The following is a 26,608-nucleotide window of genomic DNA, read 5'->3' on the forward strand; positions in this document are numbered from 1 at the left end:
TGGCGGGTGGGCTGGCTCGACCGGGTCGATGACCAGGTTGATGCCCTCACGCACGCCCGGGCGCTGCAGGAGGCCAGCCGTTCAGCAGAGTCGTACGTTCTGCTGGAGCATGTGATCCGCACCACCACCGACCCGGCGGCGCGAGCGGACGCGATGGTGCAGCGCCTCTCCGCGCTGATCAATCTCGGCCGGACCGCGGAGTTCACCCGGGCCATCGAGGAGGCGTCCGCGGCGGTCCGCGACCTCGCCGAGCCGTACCTGCACGGGCACCTCAACGCTCTGGCCGCGCTCGCCGCGCACCACCAGGGCGCACTGGACCGCTGCGTCACGCACCTCGTCAGAGCCGCCCGGGCGCTGGGCGCCGTGGAAGATCCGGACCGGGACACCGCCTGGGGCTGGCACGACCTGGCCATGGCCTACAGCTACCTCAGCTTCCACGGGTACGCGCTGGGCGCCATCGAGCGGGCCCGGCAGCTCGGGCTGACGGCCGGGATCCCGGAGGAGACGTTCGCCGCGCCGGGCATCCGGCTGCGCAACGCCGTGGCACTGGACCACAACGGCGACAGCGACGGTTGTCTACGGGTGCTCCGGGACGTGGCCGCCGACCTGGCCCGCTTCGTACGCACGGGGCGGGCCGGCCGGCTGCGCCCGAGCAGCCTCGCGGCGTACGGCTACGCGGCGGCTCGGCAGGCCGCGCTCGGTGACCAGGTGGAGACCGACGGGGATGCCGAGCCGGCCCGATTGATCAGCCACGGTGGGGACAGCGCCCGCGCCCGCGACATGCGTCAGCTCGGGCAGGTGTGCCTCGCCGTCGCCGACGGGCGGCCGATCGAGGCGGTCACCCGGTTGGACACGATCCAGGTGTCCAACGAGACGCTCGGGGCGGCCGAGCCGGCCCGACTACGCAGCATCGCGCTGGCCCGAGCCGGCGATCACCTGGCGGCGCACCGCGCCGACCGGCTGGCGTTCCGACTCGCCGCCCAGCGCAACGACCGACTGCGTGACGTCTACATCGACGGCATCGCCGCCCGCATCGACCACGAGGAGATGCGGCGCGAGGCGGCGCGATTCGAGGGCGAGGCGTTGACCGACCCACTCACCGGGCTGCCCAACCGGCGCCGGCTGGAGCGGTACATCACCGCCGTGGTCAACCGAGGCAAGCGGGTGGTGATCGGTGTCTGCGACCTGGACGGCTTCAAGGCGGTCAACACCCGGCACGGGCACCACTCCGGCGACCTGGTGCTCCAACGCATCGCCGGAGTGATCAACCGGGTGATGCGTCGGGGCGACTTCGTGGCCCGCTACGGCGGTGACGAGTTCGTGGTGGTGCTGCCGGACACGGGCATGACCGAGGCCGCCGAGGTGGCCCGCCGGATCGAGGCGGCGGTCCGACTTGAGGACTGGGAGTCGCTGGTGCCCGGGACCCCGGTCGGGGTGAGCATCGGCTTCGCCGAGGTCTCCGGCGGCAGCGGGCTGCGCGACGCGCTCAGCGTCGCCTTCGAGCAGGCCGACCGGGAAATGCTCCGCGCCAAGTCCCGCCCCCGCGCGAGCTGATCGCCCACGCGGCTGGCGTCGATCAAGGAGTTGTGGTGCCGCACAAAAGTCTCATGACGCAACAATCCGCCCACCACAACTCCATGATCGACGGGGGCGACGGGGGCGACGGGGGCGCTGCGGTTAGCGGCGGGTTAGCTCGGTGTCGCCGGCCAGGCGGGCGGCGCGGTCGGCCTCGGTGAGGGCGTCCAGGACCCCGTCCAGCTCGCCGCCGAGCGCCAGGTCGAGGTTGTACGCGGTGTAGCCGATCCGGTGGTCGGTGATCCGGTTCTGCGGGAAGTTGTAGGTGCGGATCCGCTCCGAACGGTCCATCGTGCGCACCTGCGCCTTGCGGGCGTCCGAGGCGGCGGCGTCGGCCTGCTCCTGGGCGGCGGCGAGCAGCCGGGCCCGCATGATCCGCATCGCCTGCTCACGGTTCTGCAACTGGGACTTCTCGTTCTGGCAGGAGACGACGATGCCGGTCGGCAGGTGGGTGATCCGCACCGCCGAGTCGGTGGTGTTCACCGACTGGCCGCCCGGGCCGGACGAGCGGAACACGTCGATGCGCAGGTCGTTCTGGTCGATGGTGACATCGACGTCCTCGGCCTCCGGCAGCACCAGCACTCCGGCGGCGCTGGTGTGGATCCGGCCCTGCGACTCGGTGACCGGGACGCGCTGCACCCGGTGCACGCCGCCCTCCCACTTCAGTCGGGACCAGACGCCGTTGCCACCCGCCGGCACACCCTTGGTCTTGATCGCCAGCGAGACGTCCTTGACCCCGCCGAGATCGGAATCCTGTGCGTCGATCACCTCGGTGACCCAGCCGTGCCGCTCGGCGTACCGCGTGTACATCCGCAGCAGATCACCGGCGAACAGCGCCGACTCCTCGCCACCCTCACCGGCCTTGATCTCGACGATCACGTCCTTGGCGTCGTGCGGGTCGCGCGGAATGAGCAGCTCGGCCAGACGCTCCTCCAGCATCGGCAGGGACGCCGCGATGGAATCCGCCTCGCCCGCGAAGGATGGGTCCTCGGCGGCCAACTCGCGAGCCGCGGCCAGATCGGCACGCGCCTGCTCCAGCTCATCGGCGGCCTTGTGCAGCGGCACCAGCGCGGCGTACCGCCGGCCGACCCTGCGCGCGGTGGCCTGGTCAGCGTGGATGGCCGGATCGGCCAGCCGCTTTTCCAGCTCCGCGTACTCGTCGAGGAGGCCAGCCAGACGCTCGCTGCTCATGCTGCGGATGCTCCTTCGACGGTACGGCGCCGGTCAGGCCGGCCCGGAAGGCCGGCGGCCGTGCGGAAACTGGGTGAAACGCGGACGGCGCCCGCGTCCGGCGGAAAACCGGACGCGGGCGCCGAACGACGAGTTACTTCGCCTTCTTGGCCTGAACCTTGGCGTACTTCTGCTGGAACTTCGCGACCCGGCCGGCGGTGTCGAGAACGCGCTGCTTACCGGTGTAGAACGGGTGGCAGGCGCTGCAGGTCTCGGCGTGGATCGCCCCGCCCTTGGCGGTGCTGCGGGTCGTGAACGTGTTGCCACAGGAGCAGCTGACCTCGGTGGTCACGTACTCCGGGTGGATGTTTGCCTTCATCTCGCTTCGGTCCTCTCGTTGGTGGTCGCCGGGTCGCCGTCACCGCCCGTCGCGCCGTACGCGACGGGCTCGGGCGTGAACCGGAACCGGTGGCCGATTGACCAGTGTGCCATGGGCCTGAGCCGACCCGGTAATCGGGCCGCACACCTCGTCCGGCATCGTCAACACATGCCTCCCCATCCGCATTCCCGCCGCCCGGCCGGGCATTCGCCCACCCGGCGGGCCACCGCCGGGTACCCCCCAGGGGGTACGCCCGTCGAGCCGGAGGTGCGCCGATGACCCGCCTGATCGCCACCCGAGGGCTGCCCGCCTCGGGCAAGACAACATTCGCCCGTACGCTCCAGCCGTCCGTGCTGCGGGTCAACCGGGACGATCTGCGCCGCATGCTGCACGGCGAGCGCCTCTTCACCCAGTGGGCCGAGGCGCAGGTGACCGTCGTACAGCGGGCCCAGGTCGAGGCGCTGCTACAGGCCCGGGCGGACGTGTGCGTGGACGACACCAACCTGCGCGCGCGGACCCTGCGGGGATGGGCCGACCTGGCCGCCCGCCACGGCGCGGATTTCGAGGTGCACGACTTCACCGACGTGCCGCTGGCCGAGTGCCTGCGGCGCGACGCCGCTCGCCCGGCGGCCGACCAGGTCGGCGCGGACGCGATTCGACGCCTGCACGAGCGGTACCTGGAGGGGCGGACACTGCCGTTGCCGGTGCCGCAGGCCCGCAGCGGACCCCCCGCCATCGTGCACCCACCGTCGACCGAGCCACCGGAGATCGTCCTGGTGGACATCGACGGCACCGTCGCGCTGGCCGTCTCACGCAGCCCCTACGACATGACCCGGGTGGGCGAGGACCAACCGAACACAGCGGTGATCGCGGCGGTCCGGGCGATGCACGCCGCCGGGTACGGGGTGGTCTTCTGCTCCGGGCGGGACGCCTCCGCCCGCGCGGCCACCGAGGCGTGGCTGGCCCGGCACGTACGCGTTCCCTACCTCGGCCTGCACCTGCGCGCGGTGGGCGACTCCCGCAAGGACTCGATCGTCAAGCGGGAGATCTACGACCGGGAGATTCGGGACCGTTACCGGGTGGCCGGCGTCTTCGACGACCGCGTCCAGGTGGTCCAGATGTGGCGAGCCCTCGGCCTCACCGTCTTCCAGGTGGCCGACGGCGACTTCTGAGGTGTGTGGGCCCTCGCTCTCAGCGATAGCGAGGGCCCACACCTCAGCGGGTGATAGCGACGGTGGCCTCGGCGCGGACGTTGTTGACGGTGACCGTCAGGCGTATCGGTGCGCCGGGCCGCAGAGCGGTCAGCGTGCCGGTGGCCGGGTCGAAGCGGGCGGTGTGCCACGGCCGCACTCCCGCCGCCGCGCCGATGTGGACCGCCGTGGGGGCCGACCAGTCCGCGCTGACCGGTGCGGCCACCGGGACCGGACGCCCGCCGGGCTGGGTCAGCGTGGCGGTGACCTCGGCAGGGGCGCCGACCGCGACGCTGGCCGGGGCGGTCACCGTGAGCCGGTCGACGTGCGCGTGGAACTCCGCGTCCACCCAGCGTGCCCCCTCGGCGAGCGGGTCACGGCGGGCCCGGTCGGCCTCGGCCGGGGTCACCGGGTCCACGCCGAACTCCGTCCATCCTGTGAAACCACCCTGGTCGGCAGGGGTGGACGGCGCCTTGCCCGAGTTGCCGTTGATCACGTACGGCACCCCGTCCACCCGGTCGGCGTGGAAGGTGCCCACGTGCCCGCCCACGAACAGCGCACCCTTGCCGGTGCGGTGCTGGAAGTCGGCCAGCCACTGCTCCAGCAGCGCCGCTTCCTTGCGGTCGCCGAGCTGGCTGGCCTGCGCCGGGCTGGGGTCGCGGGCCGGGTGGTGGTGCAGGACGACGACCGAGCCGACGCGCCGGTCGGTGGCCGCCGCGTCCAGCGTCTCGCGCAGCATCCGTACCTGGTCGAAGCCGCCGCCGCGGAGCGTCCCGGTGGACGAGTTCAGCGTGACGAACCGGGTGCCGTTGTGGTCGAACACCCGTGAGGTGGCACCGAACGCGGCCTCGAAGTTGCTGATCGGAGCCCCCATGATCTCGTGGTTGCCGGGCACGTAGTACCAGGGCAGCGCATCGCCCAACTCCTCGTCGAGGATCCGCCGGGCCAGCGCGAAGTCCGCCGGGTAGGCGGTGTCCACGAAGTCGCCGTTGATCAGGAGGAAGTCCGGCCGGGCCGCCCGCACCTCGCGCAGTGTCCGCCGAGCCTGGGCGACCAGGTCGCTGTCCGGGTCGGCCGCGACGAACTGGGCGTCGGAGAGCACCGCGAACCGCCAGGGCGCGCCGTCCACCGTGCCGTCGCGGACCACCACCTGATCGGTACGCGGGGCCACCGCCGGCACGTCGACCGTGGGCGGCACCTTCGCCACCAGGTCGTCGATGATCACCTCGCTGGTGTACTGCGCGGCGGCGTTCGTCTCGGCCACATAGATGCGGCGCACCCGCAGCGGGTACTGCACTCCGGCCGGCACCGCGAACTCCACGTACCGCCAACCGGTCCAGGTGATCAGCGGACCGCGCAGGACGTGCTGGGTGTCCTGGGCGTCGTGCAGGTGCAGGCTGGGCCACTCCCCGGTGCCGTTGCCGTGGATCCACATCCCGAAGGCCTGCGGCTGGCCGGGCACCTCGATCCAGGCGGGCGGGTCGGCGTACGCGGCCCGGGTGCCGGTGGACTGGCTGAAGTCGTACGACATCCGCAGGCCGGTGCCGGTGTGCCCCGGCGCCGGCGCGACCGATCCGCTGGCCCGGGCCTGACTGAACCGCCAGGACGCGGCGTCGTCGAAGCCGGCCACCGGAACGTCGGTCAGCCCGACGGTTACCGGCAGGACGGTGCTCCGGCGTCCGACGTGAACGGTTACCAGGGCGGAGCCGGTGTCCCGCAACGCGGTGACGGTCAGGTTGCCGTCTCCGGTCGGGGTGACGCGCAGCAGGTCCCGGTCGTAGTCGAGGGTCATGTCGGCCGGCTCGATCGGCGCGGTGTTGCCTTCGGCGTCATACCCCACCACGCCGACCAGGGCGTTGCCGTCCGGGCCGGTCAGACCGACCCGCTGTGCGGTGGTGCCGATCCGGGCCAGCGGGCCGAGCACGGTGAGGCCCAGCGAGCCCGTAACCCGGCCGCGCGAGGCGGTGACCGTGCTGGGCCCCGGTGTGCCAGCGTGGAACACCCCGTCGCGATCGACCCGGCCGCGTACCGCCGGGGTGGCCCGCCAGGCGGGTTCACCGGCCGCCGGACCGTACGTCTCGTCGTAGCCGGCAGCGGTGAGGGTGCGGGTCAGCCCGGGGAACACCCGATCCGGCCGGCCACCGCGCACAGGTGAGACTCCCGGGGCGGCGGTGGGGTCGCTCGCCGTTTCGATCCAGTAGCCCTTGAGTCGGCCGCTGCCCTTCGGCGCGTAGATGGCCAGGCCGTTGGGCACGGCCCGTTCGCTGCCGTCGGAGGGGCCGTTCTCCACCTGCACGGCCGGCGCGCCCGGCTCCCGGGCCAGCAGCGTGGACGAGCCGCCGCCGTCCAGGTTGAGCGCGTGGTGGGCGCCCATCTCGGCCATCATCCGGCCCATCTCGGTCTGCGTCACGCCGCGGCTGTCGACCTGACGCCCGTCCACCGTCAGCATGATCATTTTCCGACCGTCGGCGCTGAACCCGACCGCCGTGCGCGGGGCGAGCGTCGGGTCGGCGATGCTCTGCACGACTCCGTCGCGGACCAGGACGTTGCCGCCCCCGACCGCAACGTGCAGGGTGCTGCCGTCGGACGGCTTCGGCCGCCAGGCCACCGTCACCGGGTCACCGGGGCGCAGCCCGGCCAGCGCGTCCGCGCCGGCGTCGCGGCCGAGCAGCACGGTGCTGCCGGCGACGATCGGGCCGCTGCCGGCCACACCGGTCACCGTGGCCACCCGACCGCCGGTCACGGTGACCTCGACCACGCGAGCCGCGCCCTCCACGGCACGCTGCCGGGAGTACGTGCCCCACAGCTCGGTGAACGCGCCGATGCCGTCGGCCTGCACCATGTTGTTGAACTGCGTCAGCGGGACCGGCCCGGTGGGAAGGGTGGCGCTTCCGTCAAAGTTCACCTCGATCACCCGGCCGAGCCCGTTCGCGGTGATCGCCACCGCGTTGCGGTGACCGCTGACCGCCGACTGGACCAGCTCGCCGTCGCGGACGCCGACGCCCTGGGCGGCCCCGGAGTTGTTGATGTCGAAGAAATCACCGTTGACGGCAGCAACCGCGCGCGAGTCGTCCACCGCTTTCCGCAGTGGCTCGGCCCGGCTGACCGCCCCAGAGTTGACGTAGTCGACGGTCGAGTCGCCGGCGAGGTCGGTGGTGAGCGCGTCGGCGCGCAGCCAGCCGTCGGCGTCGTACCGGTCGAAGGACGTGAGCTGAACGCCCGGCGCGACCGGCCGGGTGGACTTCGTGGTTTCCAGACCGCCGGACGGCTCCAGACCACCCGCGGCGGCGGTCGGAGAGGTCGCGGCTGCGGGGTCGGCGGCCAGGCTGACCGAGCCGGCCGGCCGGGACGATGCGGGTGGCAGATCCTCAGGGATGGTGGACGAGGCCACGACGGGCGGGGCCGGAGGCGCGGCGGCGGCCGGTAACGGCGCGGCCAGGGCGAGCAGCGGCGACAGCAGCAGGACGCCGGTGCGACGGGCGGATTGTCTGCGGGTACGCATGGACCACAGTCAACCCGGCAGTGAATAGAAGTTTCAAGACTCCAGGACTGAACTGAAGGAAAATTCCACCGATGGCGGGCTCCGGCCTCCGGCACGACGAAGGGGCACGGCCATGACGGCCGCACCCCTTCGTCGTCAGTCACCCGGGGAGGGTTACTCCCCCGGCGTCGACTTCGCGATCTGCATCAGGAACTCGATGTTGGTGCGGGACTTCTTGAGCCGGTCCAGCAGCAGGTCCATGGCGGCCTGCGAGTCCAGCGAGTGCAGCACCTTGCGGAGCTTGTGGATGATGGCCAGCTCTTCAGGGGCGAGCAGGACCTCTTCCTTACGGGTACCGGACGGGTTGACGTCGATGGCCGGGAAGGTGCGCTTGTCAGCGATCTTCCGGTCCAGCTTCAGCTCCGCGTTACCGGTGCCCTTGAACTCCTCGAAGATGACCGTGTCCGCCATGGACCCGGTCTCCACCAGCGCGGTGGCGATGATGGTCAGCGAGCCGCCGTTCTCGATGTTGCGGGCCGCACCGAGGAAGCGCTTCGGCGGGTAGAGCGCGGTGGAGTCGATACCACCCGACATGATCCGGCCGCTGGCCGGCGCCGCCAGGTTGTACGACCGACCGAGCCGGGTCACCGAGTCGAGCAGCACGACGACGTCGTGGCCCAGCTCGACCAGGCGCTTCGCCCGCTCGATCGCGAGCTCCGCCACCGTCGTGTGGTCCTGCGGCGGCCGGTCGAACGTGGCCGCGATGACCTCGCCCTTGATCGACCGCTGCATGTCGGTGACCTCTTCGGGCCGCTCGTCCACCAGCACCACCATGAGGTGGCACTCCGGGTTGTTCCGGGTGATCGCGTTCGCGATCGCCTGGAGCACCATCGTCTTACCCGCCTTGGGCGGAGACTGGATGAGCGCCCGCTGGCCCTTGCCGATCGGCATGACCAGGTCGATCACCCGGGTGGTGAGGATGTGCGGCTCGGTCTCCAGCCGCAGACGCTCCTGCGGGTAGAGCGGGGTGAGCTTGTAGAACTCCGGCCGGCGCCGCGCCTCCTCCGGCTCCATGCCGTTGATGGTGTCCAGCCGCATCAGCGGGTTGTACTTGTCCCGTCGCTGATCGCCGGTGTTGCCACCCTCACGGGCCGACCGCACCGCACCGGTGATCGCGTCACCGCGGCGGAGGCCGTACTTCTTGATCTGGGACATCGAGACGTACACGTCGTTCGGGCCGGCCAGGTAACCGGTCGTCCGTACGAAGGCGTAGTTGTCGAGCACGTCGATGATGCCGGCCACCGGAACGAGAACGTCGTCCTCGTTGACCTGCGGCTCACGTCCACCGGTGTCGGCACCGGTCTCGGTGCGCTCGCCGCGCCCACGGCGACGGTCGCGGAAACGGCTGCGCCGGCCGCGCCGGCCGCCACCCTCGCCGTCGTCCTCGTCGCTGTCCCGCTCCACGCGCTGACCACGGTCATTGCGGTCGTTACGGTCGTTGCGCTCAGGACGGTCGTTGCGCTCGGCACGCTCGCCCCGATCGGCACGCTCGCCCCGGTCCGCACGCTCGGTGCGCTCCGGACGCTCGCCCCGATCGGCACGCTCGCCCCGGTCCGCACGCTCGGTGCGCTCCGGACGCTCGCCCCGGTCGGCACGCTCGCCCCGGTCGGCACGCTCGCCCCGCTCCGGACGCTCGGTGCGCTCGCCCCGGTCCGCACGCTCGGCGCGCTCCGGACGCTCGCCCCGGTCGGCACGCTCGGCACGCTCCGGACGCTCGGCGCGCTCCCGGCGGTTCTCGCCACGGTCGGCCCGCTCGCCGGCTTCCGCCTCTTCGGTACGCGCCTCTGTGGGACGCGCCTCAGCAGGACGCTCCTCAGTCGGACGCGCCTCCGCGGGACGCTCCTCAGTCGGACGCGCCTCGGCCGCTGTGGTCCGGCTCCGCCGGGTGCGACTGCGGCCCTCTGTCGGCTCGGCGGCTGGCGCCTGCTCGGCGCTGCGCCCCTCGGCTGCCGGCCGGTCGGCGGTCTCCCGCACGTCGGCGCGTACCCCCTCACGGGTGGATGCAGCCGCGGCCGCGACCTCGGCCCGCGGTCGAGGGGTGCCGGCGGCGTTGCCGCCCTGCCGCTCGGAGATCGCGGCGATCAGCTCGCCCTTGCGCATGCGAGCCGTGCCGGAGATGCCGAGCGACGCAGCCAGGCTCTGCAGCTCTGGCAGCAGCATCGCCGACAGACCGGTGCCGCTACGCCGACGACGCGCGGGAGCGGCGGCGGTGGCATCGCCGGCGACGTTGGAAACATCCGACGTCACGTCGGTGGTGTCGCTCAATGGATTCCTTCCCTCGATAAAGGCCGGGACTGCCCGGAGTCGGAACTTAGGTGGCCGGGCGGCCTCGGTGCACCCGCCTCGCAAGGACGCGTCGCGGGAGTCTGTGACACAGCAGCCGGTCGGTATCCCGACTCACCAAAATCGGTGAGCAGGTCTCGCCGTCTGCGGCGACCTGTGGAAACTGCGGTGCGGCGTGGGCCTTTGGCAGGGGTGACGGGCTGACCGCCGACAGCTTCGGGGGTGCGCCGACCCGCAGGGAGATCGCGTGCTTCGCGGCTGTGCTAGGTCTAGAGCGTAATCAACTCTTCCGACCTGCGGCAACAGGGTCCCGCTCGGCGTGTCCAAGTCTACCCCGGGCGACCCGCGCACCGCTGACGTCTATCGGTAACTGCCAGATCTGCCAGTCTGTTCCCGTCGGGAAGCTCGCCGGGGGCTCGCTGAGCGCCAGCACAGTCGGACCCGCCCCACTGACCACAGCCGCCACACCCGCCGCTCGCAACGCGCTGACCAGGGATGATGTGCCTGGCATCCCGGCTGCGCGGTATTCCTGGTGGAGCCGGTCGACGGTGGCCGGCAGCAGCAGGGTCGGGTCGGCGGTGAGAGCGTGCACCAGTAATGCGGCCCGCCCGGCGGTCAGCGCGGCGTCGCTGTGCGGCACGGTGGCCGGCAACACGGCCCGCGCGGTCGCGGTCAACCCGCGCTCCGCCGGCACGAAAACGGTGGGCCGCACCCCGTCGGCGACCGGCAGGGACACCGCCCGGGCGCCCGTCGAGTCTGACCAGGCCACCGTGAAGCCGCCGAGCAGGCACGGCGCGACGTTGTCGGGATGGCCCTCGATCTCGGCGGCCAGCCGGAGCACGCCTGCCTCGTCCAGCCGATGCTCGCCGTCGGTGACCAGGGCGCGGGCCAGCAGCACCCCGGCGACGATCGCGGCGGACGAGGAGCCGAGCCCTCGCGCCTGGGGGATGCGGTTGACGCACTCCAGGCGCAACCCCTCGGGGTGGGCGCCGAGCAGGTCGAAGGCGGCCCGCATGGCCCGCACCACCAGGTGCCGGTCATCGTCGGGCAGCTCGCCGGCTCCCTGCCCGGTCACCGTCACCCGGACCCCACCCGGCGCGACCTCGGCGGCCAGGTCGTCGTAGAGCCCGAGGGCGAGGCCCAGCGCGTCGAAGCCCGGGCCAAGGTTGGCGCTGGTCGCGGGAACCCGGACACGAACCGGTCCGGCGGTGAAGTTCGTCGGCACGCGCCCATGCTAGGGCTCGGCACCGACGATCCGCTCCCGCGTCCGCAGCCTGGGATCGTCGAAGTCAGCCGGCCGGCTCCGGAACCGGCTCCGCGGCCGGGTCGGTGAGCGAGAGCCGGCGGGTGGCGATCCGCCAGCCGACCGCGTACACGAGGGTGACCAGCCCGCAGCCGGCGAGCACCACCCGTTCGTCGACCACGTCCACCACCAGGGCCACCGCCAGCTGGCTCACCGAGATCGCCAGCGTCGCGAGCATCATGTCGGTGGCGAAGACGCGCCCACGCAACCGGTCCGGAACCTCGCCCTGCAGGGCGAAGTTCGACATCACCCAGTTGCTGCCGCCCGCGAAGTGCGCCAGGAAGACCAGCAGCAGCACCAGCGGAAACCAACGGACCACCGATGCGCCCAGGTAGGACAGGCCGTAGAGCGACATGGACAGCGCGAGCCCGGGCAGCAGCCAGGCCCGGTTGGTCAGCACCCGGCGCATCAGGATCGGCCCCACCAACGCCCCGGCCCCGCGCACCGCGAAGAGCAGCCCAGCGCCGAGCGGGCCGACGCCGTACACGCCGGCCAGCAACGGGAACACGGTCAGCACGCCGTTGCCCAGGCCGACCGCCGACTTCACCGTGACCAGCGCGAGCACCCGGGGCCGGTGCCCGATGTAGCCGAGCGCCTCGCGGACCGCCGCCCAGGTCCGCTGGGCCGGTCGGGCGGCGTCCCGGGGCGCCTGCAACGGCCGACGGATCCGCGTGGCGATGCCCGCGGCCAGTGCCAGGCCCACCGCCGCCACCCAGAAGCAGGCGTACGGGCCGACAACGGTGCTGAGGACGCCGCCGAGCGAGGCGCCGACCACCGTCATGGTGCCCCAGGCCGAGCCGGCCACGGCGTTACCGGCGGCGAGCTCATGCGGCTCCAGCACGTTGGGCAGCGCGGCCTGGGCGGCCGGCGAGTAGAACGCCTTGGCGACCGCCACCACGCCGATCGCGACCAGCGCCAGCCACGCCGTTCCGGCGCCCCGCACGCCGAGCAGCAGCAACACGCCCGCCAGCGCGGCCACGTTCGCGGCGATCATGATCTTCCGCCGGTCGAAGCGGTCGGCGATCGTGCCGGTGTACGGCAGCAGCAGCGCCACGATGCCGGTGTCCACCGCCAACACCAGCGCACCCCAGACTCCGCTGCCGGTCAGGTGCGGCAGCAGCACCAGCAGCGGCACCATGACGAACCAGTCGGCCCCGAAGACCACCAGCTCGGCGAGGAAGAGGTTGCGAAAGCTCCGATTGCCGGTAAGGACCGAGAGGGTGGACGCCACGGAGCGGCACCCTACCCGCTTGGAGTCGGGCCTACGCCTGCTCGCAGCAGCGCCGAGACGGTGACGAAGGTGTAGCCACGCGCCCGCAGCCCGTTGATCATGTCGGGCAGGCCGCGCAGCCCGACCAGCCGCCGCCGCGCCCCCACATCGTGCCCGAGCACGATGGTTCCCGGTAGGACACCGGCCACGATCCGCTGGGCGTGGCCGGCCGGATCGCCGGGAAACTCGCGCTCCACCATCTGCAGCGTCCAGAGCACCAGCCGGTAGTCCAGCAGGGCCGCCGCGTGCAGCACCGCCCCACCCAGGTGGCCGTACGGCGGGCGAAGCAGTTGGGGCGGGCTCCCGGTCACCTCGGCGATCGCGTCGTGGCTGCGGCGCAGGTCGTCGTACGCCTCGGTGGCGTCCATTGCGGCCAGGTCCCGGTGTTCCCAACTGTGGTTGCCCACCTCGTGCCCCACGAGCCGATCGCGGACGACGTCGGCGTGCCGCCGGACCTGCGCCCCGACCATGAAGAAGGTGGCCGGGACCCGGTGTTCGGCGAGGGTGTCCAGCACCATCGAAGTCCACTGTGGTGCCGGGCCGTCGTCGAAGGTGAGCGCCACCAGTCGCTGTCTGGTCGGTCCCGACCAGACGACCTCCACTGCGCCGGAGCCGACGCCCTGGTGCCCGTTACCGAGGGTGGCACTGGCCGGGCCGCCGGCGAGCGGAATCCGACGATTGGTCCTCCACCACGCCTCCGACGTTCCCGCGCCGATGGCCACACCACCGGCGACCAGCAGGCTGCGGCGCAGCAGGTCGCGACGCCCCCACCCGCGCGCGCCCTCGGTCATCCGCCCGCCCTGTTCCACCCGCACCCCCATACACCTACCAGGAGTATGCAAGACATGACGCAAAGTGCAGGTTGGGTCGGGTCGGAGTGTCTCGGCCGGTAAACCTGAAACGCCCCCGGCAGAACCCTGCCGAGGGCGTTTCAGAGATGCGGTCCGACTTACTCGGTCGCCTCCGACGGAGGCAGTGGCGACGTGCGGCTACGGGGCAGCCGCAGCACCTCGAACTGGTCCGTGCCCTCCACGAGCGCGCCCGACGGGGCGGGTCGCCCGGCCGGCTGTGAACCCTCAGCCTGCGCCGAGGTAGGCGCACCGCTCGGCACCGCGACCTGGTTCGGGCCCGCCACCTCGTCGGTCTCCGCCGGGTCGCCGGAGCGACGCCGACTGCGCCGGTCCCGCAGCGACTCCTTGGTGTGCTCCACCATCGTGTACAGCGTCGGTACCAGGATCAGCGTGAGCAGCGTCGAGCTGAGCAGACCACCGATCACCACGACCGCCAGCGGCTGAGAGATGAAGCCGCCCTCTCCGGTCAACCCGAGCGCCATCGGCAGCAGCGCGAAGATGGTCGCCACCGCGGTCATCAGGATCGGGCGGAGCCGACGCCGACCACCCTCGACCACCGCCTCCCGGACTCCCATGCCCCGAGCCCGGTACTGGTTGATCAGGTCGAGCAACACGATCGCGTTGGTCACCACGATGCCGACCAGCATCAGCACACCGATCAACGCCGGCACGCCGAGCGGCGTCCCGGTGATCAGCAGCAGGCCGATCGCACCGGTCGACGCGAACGGGATGGAGATCAACAGGATCAGCGCCTGGGTGAGGCTGCGGAACGTGGCCACCATGATCAGGAAGACGATCGCGATCGCGGCCAGCACCGCCAGGCCCAGGTCACCGAAGGCGTCCGCCTGATCGGCGCTGACGCCACCGATGGCGAAGCTCGCACCCGGCACGTCGATGCCGTCCAGCCGCTTCTGCAGCTCCTGGCTGGTCGCGCCCAGGTTCGAGCCGGTCGCCGTACCGGTCACCGACACGCTGCGCTCACCGTCGATCCGGGTGACCAGCTGCGGTCCCTCGCCCTGAGTGACCTCCGCGATGTCGCCCAGCTTGACCGGACCCACCGGCAGCGCTCGCAGCTGCTCCACCGACATCGGCGGCTGCGCGCCCAGCCGCAGCACCACGTTCTGCTGCTGGCCATCGAGCGCGACCTGACCCAGCGGCGCTCCCCGGAACGCCTGCGACACGAGCTGCCCCACGGCGGCCTCGGTGAGCCCGGCCCGACCGGCGGCGACCCGGTCGACCGTCACGTCGACTCGCGGCACCCGCTCGGCCAGGCTGGTGGAGACGTCCTCGACGTCCGGAACACCGGCCATCGCCGCCCGGACCTGCTCGGCGGCCCGGGTCAGCACCTCCGGGTCGCTGGCCTGGACGATCACCTCCAGCTGGCTGGTGGACGCCGCCTGCCCGCCACCGAAGCTGATCTCACCCACGCCGGTGCCGAGCTTGTCGAACTCCTTGCGGAGCACCTCACGCATCTGCTTCGCGTCGGTGTCACCGTCGAGCGCCAGCGACCAACTGGCCGCGTTGTTGCCGCCGCCGGCAAACGGGTTGTCCCCACCGCCCGCGGTCACCTGGTAGGTCTCCACGCCCTCGGTGCGGGTCAGCACCGACTCGACCTGCTTGGCCGCCGCGTCGGTGGCCGCCAGGCCACTGCCGGCCGGCAGCTCCTGGCTCATGTTGAGGGTGTCCTGGCCGGAGTCGTCCAGGAAGTTGGTCTCCAGCTTCTGCGCGAGGCCGAAGGTGCCGAAGAGCACCAGCAGGCCGAGCCCGACGGTGATCCAGCGAGTCGACCGCTTACGGGTGGCGAACCCGATCACCGGCAGGTACGCCCGCTGCAACGGGTTACGCAGCTCCTTCTCCTCCGCGCCGCGCCGCACCGCCTCGTCGTCGGCGGTGCCGCCGCGCGGCTTCAGGAACCAGTACGCGAGGACCGGGATCACGGTCAGCGACACCAGCAGCGAGGCGAGCAGGGCCACCGTCACGGTGATCGCGAACGGCGCGAAGAGCTGGCCCACGAACCCGCCGACCAACGCGATCGGCGCGAACACCGCCACCGTGGTCAGGGTCGACGCGGTCACCGCACCGGCAACCTCACGGACGCCGGTGATGATGGCGTGCCGCTTCTCCTCGCCGTACTCGAGATGTCGTTTGATGTTCTCCAACACCACGATCGAGTCGTCCACCACCCGGCCGACCGCGATCGTCAGCGCGCCGAGGGTGAGCAGGTTGAGCGAGTAGTCACCGATCCACAGGGCGATCAACGCCACCAGCACGGAGAGCGGGATGGAGACGGCGGTGACCACCGTCGAGCGCACCGACAGCAGGAAGACCAGAATGACGATGACCGCCATCACCAGGCCCAGCAGGCCCTCGGTGGTCAGCGACTCGATCGACTTCTCGACGAACGGCGCCTGGTCGAAGACCACGGTCAACTCCGCGCCGGAAGCGTCCTTCAGGTCGGCGAGCCGGTCGCGGATATCGTGCGAGATCTGCACGGCGTTGCCGTCCGGCGCGGCGGTGACCGCGATGCCGAGGCTGTCCTTGCCGTTGGTCCGGGAGATCGAGGTGGCCGGAGCGAGCTGCTGCTCGACGGTCGCCACGTCAGCGAGACGGACGGGTGCCGCGCCCGGGGCGATCACGATGCCGCGCAGGTCCTCCACGGTGGCGATCGGCGTGCCGACCTGCACCGGAAGGGCCAGTGCGCCGTCGGTCACCGTGCCAGCCGGAACCGCCACACCGTTGGTCTTCAGCGCCGCGCCGATCGCCGTGGGCTGGATCTGCGCCGCGGCCAGCTTCGCCGGGTCCGGGGTGACCACCACGACGTTGTCGCGGGTTCCGGTCACCTCGACCGTGCGAACCCCCTCGATGCCCTCCAGCTCCGGCACCACCGTCGCGCGCAGCTTCTCGGCGAGCGCCCGCTCGTCCGCCGCACCAGCCGCGGCCAACACCACCGCCGGCAGGTCGTCGGTGCTACCCGCGATGACCTGCGGGTCGACGCTCTCCGGCAACTGAGAGTCGATCCGGCTCAGCGCGGTCTGCATCTTGTTGACCACGTCGTCCAGGTCGGTGCCGAACTCGTACATGACCTGGACGGTCGCCGATCCCTCACGGGACGTGGAGGTGATCTTGTCCAACCCCGGGATGCCCTGGAGGGCATTCTCGATCGGCTCGGTCACCTGCGACTCGACGATCTCGGGCCCGGCGCCGGGATAGGGGGCCACGATGAACGCGGCCGGGAATTCGAGCGACGGCAGCAGTTGCTGCTTCAGCGATGGCACGGCGAACAATCCGAACGCCGTGATCACCACCGCGATGAGGGCGACAAGCCCTCGGTTGGCGAGGCTGAATCTGGCGAGCAGCGACATCGGCCTGGTTCACTCCTGAACGAGAATGCGGGCGGGGATACCCGAAAGTGTGCCGGACCCGATCACCCCGACCCCCGCCGCCCCCACGGCGGCCCACCACCGTCCGCCGACCGCATGCCCGTACCGGCGGGTGGTGGCCCCTCTCAGGCCAGGTCGAGGGCGCGGGCCGCGGCCATCGGGTCGTTCGCGATGGTCAACGGCGCCGGCGCGGTGGAGATCGCCCATTCCGGGTCCTTCAGCCCGTGGCCGGTCACCGTGCAGACCACCGTCGAACCGGCCGGCACCATGCCCGCCGCGGCCTGCTGGAGCAGACCGGCCACGCTGGCCGCACTGCCCAACTCGACGAAGACCCCCACCTCGCGGGCGAGCAGCCGGTACGCGGAGAGGATCTCCCGGTCGGTCACCGCGGCGATCAGGCCACCGGAGGCATCCCGGGCGTCCAATGCCTTGGTCCAGCTCGCCGGGTTGCCGATCCGGATCGCGGTGGCGATGGTCGACGGCTCCGGCACCACCTGGCCGGTCACGATCGGGGCCGCCCCGGCGGCCTGGAAGCCGTACATCTTCGGCGCCCGGGTGGTGGCGCCCGCGGCGTGCTCCTCTGAATAACCCATCCAGTAGGCGGAGATGTTGCCGGCGTTGCCGACCGGCAGGCAGTGGATGTCGGGCGCGTCACCGAGCGCCTCGACGATCTCGAAGGCGGCGGTCTTCTGGCCGTGCAACCGGTCGATGTTGACCGAGTTGACCAACGCGACCGGGTGGTCCTGAGCCAGCTTCGCGGCGAGCGACAGGCAGTCGTCGAAGTTGCCGCTCACCTGGAGCAGCTTCGCGCCGTGCACCAGCGCCTGGGCCAGCTTGCCCAACGCGATCTTGCCCTGCGGCACCAGCACCGCGCAGGTCAGCCCGGCCCGAGCCGCGTACGCCGCGGCGGAGGCGCTGGTGTTGCCGGTGGAGGCGCAGATGATGGCCTTGTTACCGGCCTCGACCGCCTTGGACACCGCGAGGGTCATCCCCCGGTCCTTGAATGAGCCGGTCGGGTTGGCGCCCTCCACCTTGAGGTAGACGTCGCAACCGATCCGGGCGGACAGCACCGGCGCGGGCAACAGCGGGGTGTTCCCCTCGTGCAGCGTGACGACCGGCGTGGCAGCGGTGACCGGCAGCCGATCCCGGTACGCCTCGATCAGACCCCGCCACATGTCGTTCTCCTCGCCTCTACCGCCGTGCCGACCCGGGCACCAGGACACCCTGGACCAGCCTGCCGGAGTGCCCCGTGGCAGGCCCCGGGATACCCATCTGGCGGGACGAGCGAGCCGTCCCACCGGTACAACGAATCACGCCCCGCCCTCGACCCGCAGCACGCTGGTCACTGACCGGACAATGTCCAGACCGCGCAGCTCGCCAACCGTCGCGGCGAGCGCGGCGTCCGGTGCCACGTGGGTGACGATGACCAGCTCGGCGTCGCCGTCACGATCGGGCGGACCGCTCGCCGAGCCCTGTCGTACGGTCGCGATCGACACGTCGTGCCGGGCGAACACGCTCGCCACCGAGGCCAGCACACCCGGACGGTCGGCCACGTCGAGGCTGACGTGGTAGCGGGTCAACGCCTCGCCCATCGGCCGGACCGCGAGGTCCGCGTACGCGCTCTCGCTGGGGGCGCGCACCCCGGCGAGCCGGTTGCGGGACACCGCGACCACGTCACCGAGCACGGCGCTGGCCGTCGGCGCGCCCCCCGCGCCCCGGCCGTAGAACATCAGCTGCCCGGCCGCGTCCGCCTCCACGAAGACCGCGTTGAACGCGTCGCCGACGCTGGCCAGCGGGTGACTGCGCGGGATCATCGCCGGGTGCACCCGGACGCTGACCGTCTCCCGGCCGGCGGGGTCGACGCCCCGGGCCGCGATGCAGAGCAGCTTGATCGTGCAGCCCATCGCCTGGGCGCTGGCCATGTCCGCGGCGGTCACCTCGGTGATGCCCTCACGGTGCACGTCGGCGGCGCCGACCCGGGTGTGGAACGCCAGCGAGGCGAGGATCGCCGCCTTCGCTGCCGCGTCGAAGCCCTCCACGTCGGCGGTCGGGTCGGCCTCCGCGTACCCCAGTGCGGTGGCTTCTTCGAGAGCCTCGGCGAAGCCGGCGCCGGTCGCGTCCATCGCGGAGAGGATGAAGTTGGTGGTGCCGTTGACGATGCCGGTGACCCGGTTGATCCGGTCGCCGTGCAGCGACTCGCGCAGCGGGCGCAGCAGCGGGATGGCCCCGGCCACGGACGCCTCGTAGTAGAGGTCGCCACCGCCCTCGGCCGCCGCCTCGTGCAGGGCCACGCCGTCCTCGGCGAGCAGCGCCTTGTTGGCGGTGACCACGCTCTTGCCAACCCGCAGCGCCTCGACCAGCCAGCCTCGGGCCGGCTCGATGCCACCGACCACCTCGATCACGACGTCCACGTCGTCACGCTTGATCAGGCCGAGCGCGTCGGTGGTGAACAGGGCCGGGTCGACCGGCAGGTCCCCCCGGTCGCGGCCGAGCCGACGGACGGCGATGCCGGCGATCTCCAGCGGAGCGCCGATCCGCGCGGCCAGGTCGGCCGACTGCTCGTGCAGCAGCCGGACCACCTCCTGGCCGACCGTGCCGCAGCCGAGCAGCGCCAAGCGCACAGGTGACGTCATCCCACATCCAAAGCGAGCAGGTCCTCTTCGGTTTCCCGCCGGACGATCAAGCGCGCCTGGCCGTCGCGCACCGCGACCACCGGTGGCCGGGGCACATGGTTGTAGTTGCTGGCCATGCTCCGGCAGTACGCACCGGTGCCGGGCACCGCGACAAGATCTCCGGGCTGCACGTCGGCGGGCAGGAATTCATCCTTCACCACGATGTCCCCGGACTCACAGTGCTTTCCCACCACGCGGGCGAGCAACGGCTGCGCGCCCGAGGCCCGGGAGGCCAGCGTCGCCGAGTAGGACGCGTCGTACAGGGCCGTGCGGATGTTGTCGCTCATCCCGCCGTCGACGCTGACGTACGTCCGGATGCCGTCGAGGTCCTTGACCGTGCCGACCTCGTAGAGGGTGAACACGGAGGGCCCGACGATGGCCCGCCCCGGCTCGATCGACAGGTGCGGCACGGCCAGGTTCTCCGCCGCGCACTCCGAATCGACGATCTTGCGCAGTCGCTTGGCCAGGTCCTGTGGCGTGGCCGGGTCGTCCTGGGTGGTGTACGCGATACCGAAGCCGCCGCCCAGGTCCAGCTCGGGCAGCTCCACCCCGCGCGCGTCGCGGATCTGCGACTGCAGGGCGAGCACCCGACGGGCCGAGACCTCGAAGCCGCTGGCGTCGAAGATCTGCGAGCCGATGTGCGAGTGCAGGCCACGCAGCTCCAGCACACCCTCGTCGAGGATCTTGAACGCGGCAGCCGCGGCGGCCCCGCCGGCCAGCGAGAAGCCGAACTTCTGGTCCTCGTGAGCGGTGGCGATGAACTCGTGGGTGTGCGCCTCGACACCGACGGTGACCCGGACCAGCACCCGGGGCCGGACCCCGCGTTCACGGGCCAGCGCGGTGAGCCGGTCGATCTCGGTGAACGAGTCGACGATGATCCGTCCGACCCCGGCGTCCACCGCCCGGGTCAGCTCTGCGACCGACTTGTTGTTGCCGTGGAAGCCGATCCGCTCCGGCGGCATGCCGGCCGAGAGCGCGGTGGCCAGCTCGCCTCCGGTACAGACGTCCAGGTGCAGCCCCTCCTCGGCGATCATCCGGACCACCGCCCGGCAGAGGAACGCCTTGCCCGCGTAGAAGACGTCCTCGGTCGGGAAGGCCGCCCGGAAGTCGCGGCAGCGCGAGCGCAGGTCGGCCTCGTCGAGGACGTACACCGGGGTGCCGAACTCGGCCGCGATGTCGCGGACGCTGAGGCCCGCGACGGCGAGCGCGCCGTCGGCCCCGCGCGTCACGCTGCGCGGCCACAGGCCCGGCAGCAGGGCGTTGACGTCCTCCGGGGTACGCAGCCAGGCCGGCCCGCGGTTGCTGATGTCCGCGTGCAGCGCACCGGCCTCATGAGCGCGCATGTCACATCCTCTCGGGGGCGGAGACGCCGAGCAGGTGCAGGCCGTTGGCGATCACCGTGCGGGTGGCGTTGTTGAGCCAGAGCCGGGCGCGGTGCAGGTCGGTGACCTCCTCGTCGCCCAACGGCAGCACCCGGCAGTTGTCGTAGAACCGGTGGAAGGACGCCGCGACGCTCTCCTCCAGATAGCGGGCCACCCGGTGCGGCTCCCGCAGCTCGGCGGCGGTCGCCACCACCGCCGGGAACTCGGCGAGCGCCTTGAGCAGCTCGTTCTCCTTCTCGTGATCGAGCAGCTCGGGGCGGAACGCGTCGGCGTCGCCCTGGACCAGCCCCACCTCGGCGGCGTTGCGGGCCACGCCCGCCGTCCGGGCGGCGACGTACTGGACGTAGTAGACCGGGTTGTCGCGGGTCGCCCGGGTCCACAGCTCGATGTCGATGTCGATCGGGGAGTCGCTGGAGTAGCGGGCCAGGGCGTACCGGGAGGCGTCCACGCCGATCGCGTCGACCAGGTCCTCCAGGGTGATCACGGTGCCCGCCCGCTTGCTCATCCGCATCGGGGCGCCGTCGCGCACCAGGCTGACGAGCTGCCCGATGAGGATCTCCAGGTTGCGCTCCGGGTCGTCGCCGAAGCAGGCGGCCATCGCCTTCATCCGGCCGATGTAGCCGTGGTGGTCGGCGCCCAGCATGATCACGACCCGCTCGAAGCCGCGCTCCCGCTTGTCCAGGTAGTAGGCGCAGTCCGCGGCGAAGTACGTCCACTCGCCGTTGGACTTGCGCAGCACCCGGTCCTTGTCGTCGCCGAAGTCGGTGGTGCGCAACCAGGTGGCGCCCTCGGACTCGTAGAGGTGCCCCTGCTGACGCAGCCGGTTCAACGCCAGGTCCAACTCACCCCGGTCGTGCAGGTCCTTCTCGTTGAAGTAGGTGTCGAACTCCACCCCGAAGTCCCGCAGCGACGAGCGGATCTCGTCGAACATCAGCGCGACGCCCTCGACCCGGAAGATCTCCTGGGCGCCGGCGTCGTCGAGGGTCAGCACCTCCGGCCGGCGGGCCTGCACCTCGGTGGCGATCTCGGCGATGTACGCGCCGCCGTAGCCGTCCTCCGGCGCCGGCTCACCCTTGGCGGCGGCGAGCAGCGACCGGGCGAACCGGTCGATCTGGGAGCCGGCGTCGTTGAAGTAGTACTCCGTGCCCACCTCGGCGCCGGTGGCCCGCAGCAGCCGGCTCAGCGCGTCGCCGACGGCCGCCCAGCGGACCCCGCCGATGTGCACCGGGCCGGTCGGGTTGGCCGAGACGAACTCCAGGTTGATCTTCTCGCCGGCGAGCCGGTCGCTGCGGCCGTACTCCGCGCCGGCCTCGACGATCACCCGGGCGAGCTGACCGGCCGCGGCCGCGTCGAGCCGGATGTTCAGGAAGCCCGGCCCGGCGATTTCTACCGATTTGACACCCGATGCCCGGCCCAGTTCGTCGGCCAGGGCCGCCGCCAGTTCCCGGGGCGGGACGCCCACCTTCTTGCTCAACTGCAGAGCGAGCGTCGACGCGTAGTCGCCGTGCTCGGGGTTGCGCGGTCGCTCCACCACCGTGCTCCCCGGCAACGCGCCGCGGTCGAGCCCACGCTGCTCGAAGACGGCGTGGGCGGCGGCAAGGACGACCGAGGCGAGTTCTGCAGGAGTCACCCAACCATGTTATCGGGGGTAGACTCGGGCACTCGGTGGCTACCCTGCGCGTCATCCGGCCCGCCACTCCCCTGACCGACCGACTTGACGAGGCACGATGAGCATCAGCACCCCCGGTGGCCCTGAGCGCCGCCCGACCGTGGTCAGCACCGGCAAGAAGCCGGCCGCAGGCCGGCCGGCGTCCGGCGCCAAGGCCGGTTCCGGCAAGCCGGCGGGCTCCCCGCGGACAGGTGGCAAGGGCCCCCGCAAGCCGATCACCCCGATCAAGGTGAGCCAGGGGCGGGCCTGGGGCCCGATCGCACTCTTCGTCGCGGTCGGCGTGCTCGCGGCCAGCATCATCGGGTACGGCGCCTGGGCGTCGTTCCAGGGCGCCAAGCCATGGGACAAGCGGGCCAACGCCATCGACGGCATCGTCAACTTCCGCAAGACGGACCCCGAGAGCCTGAAGTACGAGGCGCACAAGTCCGGCCCGCTGACCTTCAAGTACTCGCCGCCGGTGGGCGGCGTGCACAACGCCGCCTGGCAGAACTGCATGGGTGAGGTGTACGACGCCCCGATCGCCAGCGAGCACGCGGTGCACAGCCTGGAGCACGGCGCTGTCTGGATCACCTACCGCCCCGGCCTGCCGCAGGACCAGATCGACAAGCTCGCCGGCAAGGTGCGCGGCGTCGAGAAGACGATGATGAGCCCGTTCGAGGGCCTCGACAAGCCGATCTCGCTCCAGGCGTGGGGCTACCAGCTCAAGGTCGACAACGCCGACGACACGCGGATCGACGAGTTCATCAAGGACCTGCGGGTGAACGCCTCCGTCGAGGGGCCGACCGCGCTCTGCAACCAGGGCGTGACCGCCACCGGCACCACGCCGCGTGAACTCGACGCCCAGATGCCCACCCAGTAAGGACGGCGATGACTGCCCCCGCCACCACCGACAGCGAGCACGACGAGGTCCCGGCCGCCCCCGACGAGGACGGCCGGGCCCCGGCGCGGCGCTACGGGGTGCTCGCGCTGGCTGCCCTGCTGGTGGTGGGGCTGCTTCTCGGGTACGCCGGCGGTCTGCTCACCCCACGGCTCACCCAACCCGGTGACACCTCGGTCGAGGCGGGCTTCGCGCGGGACATGACCACCCACCACGCGCAGGCGGTGGAGATGAGCCTGACCGCGTACCGTTCGGCGACACTGCCCGCGGTACGACAGATGGCCGTCGACATCGCCACCGGGCAGCAGGGCGAGATCGGTGCCATGCAGACCTGGCTGCGTGAGTGGGACCTGAGCCCGACCGGGTCGCAGCCGCCGATGTCGTGGATGTCCGACGGGGCCACCGTCAAGGACGGGCTGATGCCCGGGATGGCCACGCCGCAGCAGATGACCGCCCTGCGCGACGCTCAGGGCATCGAGGTCGACCGGCAGTTCCTGGCCCTGATGTACAACCACCACCTGGGCGGCATCCACATGATCGACGCGGCGCTGGGCAAGACCGACAACGCCGAGGTGCTGCGGGTGGCACGGACCATGAAGTCCACCCAGCAGACCGAGCTGAACAACCTCCGGCAGCTCCAGGCGCAGGCCAAGGGCTGATCGACCGGACGGGCGCATCCGGCCCGCGTCACCGCCGCACACGACGGGACGCGGCCCGCGTCATGCCCGCCCACAGCGGAACACGGCCCGCGGCCGGCGCCCGCCGCGTGATGTCCGCGCACGGCGGGGCGGCGGCTGTGGCTTGATCCACTCCATGTCGGCGACGTGGTGGTGTCCCCGCGAGTGGATGGCCCCACATCGGCGACATGGAGTGGATCAAGGGCTGAACACTGCGCCTCGCGCTTGGGCGACTCGGTCTCCGCAGGCCGGCATTATGGAGACTTGCCCCTTTAAGGTCTGGTTTGGGCGATTGGAGCGGTCCAACCGATTACGTTGCTTAGAGAGTTTTCTCCGCACATATCGTGACCAGTTGCGATTCGGGCTCGTTGCCCAAGACGTGGGGGTTGCACTCAGAGACGCACGGCGCTCGGTCACCAGTTGGTGCCGACGCCACACCATCGGTGGTGACGGGGCGGTGGCAGCCGTCCGTCGCGGACAGCGGCAGGGCGAGCCGGGAATGCTCAGCCGCGAACAGGAACTCGAACTGATCGACACACTGCGGGGCGTCCACCCCGACGAGTTCGGCTTGGACGAGGAGTTGTGGACGCGGCAGAGCCTCACCACGCTCATCCAGCGACGGTTCGACCTGCCGCTGGACGCTGGCGCGGTCGGGGCGTACCTGCGGGCCTGGGGGTTGGGTCCGCGGGAGCCGCGGGAGCGGGCCTGTGGGCTCTGCGTCAGCGCGGTCGAACGCTGGGTCCGTAGCGAATACCCGGCGATCACCCGGGCCGCCCAGGAGCACCTCGCGGAGGTCTACTGGATCGGCCGGGTCCGGCTGCGGGGCACCATGCCGACAGCCGACGTGATCTCCGCGGTCTCGTCCCGCGGCAGGGTGCGCTTCATGATCACCACGCCGACGGTCGACCCGCCGCTCCCCCGCGACTTCGTGCTGCGGCTCAGCGGCGAGGAGCAGCGCACCGTGCACCTGATCGTGGACGGCTCCTGGCCACGCAACGAGTGGCCACGCCGACTCCCTCGGCGAATCGTCCTGCACCCGCTGCCCAGTTGCGGGCGCGCGATCGCGGCCTGAGCACCGGGTGGGCCGGTTGCCGACACGATCGGCTCACCCGATACCGATTCGGCGTGCACGGAGGAGGTTTGCTAGTCTTCTCCAGTCGCTGAGCCCCCGTAGCTCAGGGGATAGAGCACCGCCCTCCGGAGGCGGTGGCGCAGGTTCGAATCCTGCCGGGGGCACCAAGAAAATTTCACCAGACCTTGCCGGGCGCAGGAGCATGTTGGCTCCCCGCGCCCGGTTTTGCGTTTCTGCGCGCAGGCGCCTGCGCGGGAGCATCGACCTCGTGGTGACGTCATTCTGCCGCGCTGGCGTAGCGGCGGGCGAGTCCGGCGAAGGCCGCCTTGAGCTCTGCGGGCCCGATCACCTCGATGTCGGCGTCGAACCTGCCGAGGCCGGCTGCCAGACCGGTCCAGGACCAGGAACCCTGAACGAGTTTGCAACGGTCGGGGCCGAGTTCCTCGACGAGACCGTCGCGGGTGTACGCGGCGACGGCGGTGGCGGGAAGGTCGAGGATGATCTCGCCGACACACGGCCACGCCGAGGCGTCTGTGGAACCTCGGAAGCGGCCGGTGACGAACGTGGCCACGTCCGCCGTGGGTAGTTGCCGTGGGGTGAAGCGCGGTCCGGTGGGCGTACGCGGGCTGATGCGGTCGACGCGGAAGGTTCGCCAGTCGTCGCGGTCGAGGTCCCAGCCGACGAGATACCAGCGTCCTTTCCAGGTGACGAGGTGGTGGGGTTCCACGCGGCGTGGCGGCGCGTCCGTGCCGGCTGTCGCCGAGGCGTAGTCGAAGCGGAGAACGTCGTGGGCGTGGACGGCCGCGCCGATGACCGTCAGCACGGTGCCGTCGACCCGGGAATCCACGCGGGTGGTGGGTGGCTCGACGGCGGTGACCTGCAGGGTGTCGATGCGGTGCCGCAGCCGGCTGGGCATGACCTGCCGCATGGTGTTCAGCGCTCGCACCGCGCCCTCCTGGATGTCCGCGCCGGAGGCCGGGGCCACCTGGAGTGCGACGGCGATGGCAACCGCCTGCTCGTCGTCGAACAGCAGCGGTGGCATCTGAGCTCCGGCATCGAGCCGGTACCCACCGTCCGGTCCCTTGAAGGCCCTGATCGGGTAGCCGAGCTCGCGCAGCCTGTCGACATCGCGCCGCACCGTACGCGGGCTGACGTCCAGCCTTTCGGCCAGGAGGCCGCCCGGCCAGTCACGTCGGGCCTGAAGGAGCGAGAGCAGCGACAGCAGTCTCGCCGACGTCTTTGGCATGCATCCAGTCTTCCCCAGGTAGCGGCCACACCCTGACCGCTACCCCTGCCATCGTCTACCCCGTACCGGGG

The 26,608-nt window shown here is 71.5% G+C and carries 18 protein-coding genes and 1 tRNA gene; 6 read left to right on the forward strand and 13 right to left on the reverse strand.

The window, feature by feature from the left end; all coding sequences use genetic code 11:
• Positions 1 to 6: 6 nt before the first annotated feature.
• Positions 7 to 1,554 (forward strand): GGDEF domain-containing protein, encoded by a 1,548-nt coding sequence (locus tag ABZT18_RS04555; protein ID WP_354995254.1) that lies wholly within the window; start codon positions 7 to 9, stop codon positions 1,552 to 1,554.
• Between the two features lie 123 nt (positions 1,555 to 1,677).
• Here the strand turns inward: ABZT18_RS04555 and prfA are convergent, their stop codons facing one another.
• Both prfA and rpmE read right to left on the reverse strand, forming a co-directional pair.
• The gene (prfA, locus tag ABZT18_RS04560; RefSeq protein WP_354995255.1) at positions 1,678 to 2,766 is read right to left on the reverse strand and encodes a peptide chain release factor 1; all 1,089 of its coding nucleotides are present in this window, start codon (positions 2,764 to 2,766) and stop codon (positions 1,678 to 1,680) included.
• Positions 2,767 to 2,899: 133 nt separating this feature from the next.
• The gene (gene rpmE / locus ABZT18_RS04565) at positions 2,900 to 3,124 is read right to left on the reverse strand and encodes a 50S ribosomal protein L31 (protein WP_030333150.1); all 225 of its coding nucleotides are present in this window, start codon (positions 3,122 to 3,124) and stop codon (positions 2,900 to 2,902) included.
• Between the two features lie 275 nt (positions 3,125 to 3,399).
• Between rpmE and ABZT18_RS04570 the strand changes: the two genes are divergently transcribed.
• Positions 3,400 to 4,296: an AAA family ATPase gene (locus ABZT18_RS04570; protein ID WP_354995256.1), complete on the forward strand. Its 897-nt coding sequence runs from the start codon at positions 3,400 to 3,402 to the stop codon at positions 4,294 to 4,296.
• 43 nt (positions 4,297 to 4,339) lie between these two features.
• Here the strand turns inward: ABZT18_RS04570 and ABZT18_RS04575 are convergent, their stop codons facing one another.
• From ABZT18_RS04575 to argS, 10 genes are all read right to left on the reverse strand, one after another.
• Complete coding sequence (locus ABZT18_RS04575; RefSeq protein WP_354995257.1) at positions 4,340 to 7,816, reverse strand: phosphodiester glycosidase family protein; 3,477 nt, start codon at positions 7,814 to 7,816, stop codon at positions 4,340 to 4,342.
• Positions 7,817 to 7,969: 153 nt separating this feature from the next.
• Positions 7,970 to 10,120, reverse strand: a complete 2,151-nt coding sequence (rho, locus tag ABZT18_RS04580; RefSeq protein ID WP_354995258.1) for a transcription termination factor Rho — start codon at positions 10,118 to 10,120, stop codon at positions 7,970 to 7,972.
• 298 nt (positions 10,121 to 10,418) lie between these two features.
• Positions 10,419 to 11,363 carry a homoserine kinase gene (thrB, locus tag ABZT18_RS04585; protein ID WP_354995259.1) on the reverse strand — a complete coding sequence of 315 codons (945 nt, stop codon included), beginning with the start codon at positions 11,361 to 11,363 and terminating at the stop codon, positions 10,419 to 10,421.
• Positions 11,364 to 11,427: 64 nt separating this feature from the next.
• Entirely contained in the window at positions 11,428 to 12,672 is a 1,245-nt protein-coding gene (locus tag ABZT18_RS04590; protein ID WP_354995260.1) for an MFS transporter, read from the reverse strand.
• Between the two features lie 11 nt (positions 12,673 to 12,683).
• Positions 12,684 to 13,526: a polysaccharide deacetylase family protein gene (locus ABZT18_RS04595; RefSeq protein WP_354995261.1), complete on the reverse strand. Its 843-nt coding sequence runs from the start codon at positions 13,524 to 13,526 to the stop codon at positions 12,684 to 12,686.
• Positions 13,527 to 13,660: 134 nt separating this feature from the next.
• Positions 13,661 to 16,924, reverse strand: coding sequence for an efflux RND transporter permease subunit (locus tag ABZT18_RS04600; RefSeq protein WP_354995262.1), 3,264 nt, complete (start codon positions 16,922 to 16,924; stop codon positions 13,661 to 13,663).
• Positions 16,925 to 17,067: 143 nt separating this feature from the next.
• The gene (gene thrC / locus ABZT18_RS04605; RefSeq protein WP_354995263.1) at positions 17,068 to 18,117 is read right to left on the reverse strand and encodes a threonine synthase; all 1,050 of its coding nucleotides are present in this window, start codon (positions 18,115 to 18,117) and stop codon (positions 17,068 to 17,070) included.
• Positions 18,118 to 18,252: 135 nt separating this feature from the next.
• Complete coding sequence (locus ABZT18_RS04610) at positions 18,253 to 19,563, reverse strand: homoserine dehydrogenase (protein ID WP_354995401.1); 1,311 nt, start codon at positions 19,561 to 19,563, stop codon at positions 18,253 to 18,255.
• 8 nt (positions 19,564 to 19,571) lie between these two features.
• Complete coding sequence (lysA, locus tag ABZT18_RS04615; RefSeq protein WP_354995264.1) at positions 19,572 to 20,957, reverse strand: diaminopimelate decarboxylase; 1,386 nt, start codon at positions 20,955 to 20,957, stop codon at positions 19,572 to 19,574.
• A gap of 1 nt (position 20,958) precedes the next feature.
• On the reverse strand, positions 20,959 to 22,626 hold the full coding sequence (gene argS / locus ABZT18_RS04620; RefSeq protein ID WP_354995265.1) for an arginine--tRNA ligase: 1,668 nt from the start codon (positions 22,624 to 22,626) through the stop codon (positions 20,959 to 20,961).
• 97 nt (positions 22,627 to 22,723) lie between these two features.
• Between argS and ABZT18_RS04625 the strand changes: the two genes are divergently transcribed.
• The 4 genes from ABZT18_RS04625 to ABZT18_RS04640 all read left to right on the forward strand — a co-directional run bounded on the left by ABZT18_RS04625 (position 22,724) and on the right by ABZT18_RS04640 (position 25,458).
• A complete protein-coding gene (locus tag ABZT18_RS04625; RefSeq protein ID WP_354995266.1) occupies positions 22,724 to 23,524 on the forward strand; it encodes a DUF3105 domain-containing protein in 801 nt (266 codons plus the stop codon).
• A gap of 8 nt (positions 23,525 to 23,532) precedes the next feature.
• Positions 23,533 to 24,201, forward strand: coding sequence for a DUF305 domain-containing protein (locus ABZT18_RS04630; protein ID WP_354995267.1), 669 nt, complete (start codon positions 23,533 to 23,535; stop codon positions 24,199 to 24,201).
• Positions 24,202 to 24,598: 397 nt separating this feature from the next.
• On the forward strand, positions 24,599 to 25,291 hold the full coding sequence (locus ABZT18_RS04635; RefSeq protein WP_354995402.1) for a winged helix-turn-helix domain-containing protein: 693 nt from the start codon (positions 24,599 to 24,601) through the stop codon (positions 25,289 to 25,291).
• 92 nt (positions 25,292 to 25,383) lie between these two features.
• Positions 25,384 to 25,458 (forward strand) — tRNA-Arg (locus tag ABZT18_RS04640).
• Between the two features lie 110 nt (positions 25,459 to 25,568).
• On the opposite strand, the gene ABZT18_RS04645 is transcribed toward ABZT18_RS04640, so the two are convergent.
• The gene (locus tag ABZT18_RS04645; RefSeq protein WP_354995268.1) at positions 25,569 to 26,537 is read right to left on the reverse strand and encodes a WYL domain-containing protein; all 969 of its coding nucleotides are present in this window, start codon (positions 26,535 to 26,537) and stop codon (positions 25,569 to 25,571) included.
• Between the last annotated feature and the right edge of the window lie 71 nt (positions 26,538 to 26,608).

Source organism: Micromonospora sp. NPDC005291, from assembly GCF_040607415.1.
Taxonomy (GTDB): Bacteria; Actinomycetota; Actinomycetes; order Mycobacteriales; family Micromonosporaceae; genus Micromonospora.

What these genes read in the sequence shown, in the direction of transcription:
- lysA (WP_354995264.1), bottom strand. Translation starts at nt 20,957, where the DNA reads ATGCGCGCTCATGAGGCCGGTGCGCTGCACGCGGACATCAGCAACCGC.
- ABZT18_RS04630 (WP_354995267.1), top strand. Translation starts at nt 23,533, where the DNA reads ATGACTGCCCCCGCCACCACCGACAGCGAGCACGACGAGGTCCCGGCC.
- rpmE (WP_030333150.1), bottom strand. Translation starts at nt 3,124, where the DNA reads ATGAAGGCAAACATCCACCCGGAGTACGTGACCACCGAGGTCAGCTGC.
- ABZT18_RS04575 (WP_354995257.1), bottom strand. Translation starts at nt 7,816, where the DNA reads ATGCGTACCCGCAGACAATCCGCCCGTCGCACCGGCGTCCTGCTGCTG.
- ABZT18_RS04600 (WP_354995262.1), bottom strand. Translation starts at nt 16,924, where the DNA reads ATGTCGCTGCTCGCCAGATTCAGCCTCGCCAACCGAGGGCTTGTCGCC.
- thrC (WP_354995263.1), bottom strand. Translation starts at nt 18,117, where the DNA reads ATGTGGCGGGGTCTGATCGAGGCGTACCGGGATCGGCTGCCGGTCACC.
- ABZT18_RS04645 (WP_354995268.1), bottom strand. Translation starts at nt 26,537, where the DNA reads ATGCCAAAGACGTCGGCGAGACTGCTGTCGCTGCTCTCGCTCCTTCAG.
- ABZT18_RS04570 (WP_354995256.1), top strand. Translation starts at nt 3,400, where the DNA reads ATGACCCGCCTGATCGCCACCCGAGGGCTGCCCGCCTCGGGCAAGACA.
- ABZT18_RS04625 (WP_354995266.1), top strand. Translation starts at nt 22,724, where the DNA reads ATGAGCATCAGCACCCCCGGTGGCCCTGAGCGCCGCCCGACCGTGGTC.
- prfA (WP_354995255.1), bottom strand. Translation starts at nt 2,766, where the DNA reads ATGAGCAGCGAGCGTCTGGCTGGCCTCCTCGACGAGTACGCGGAGCTG.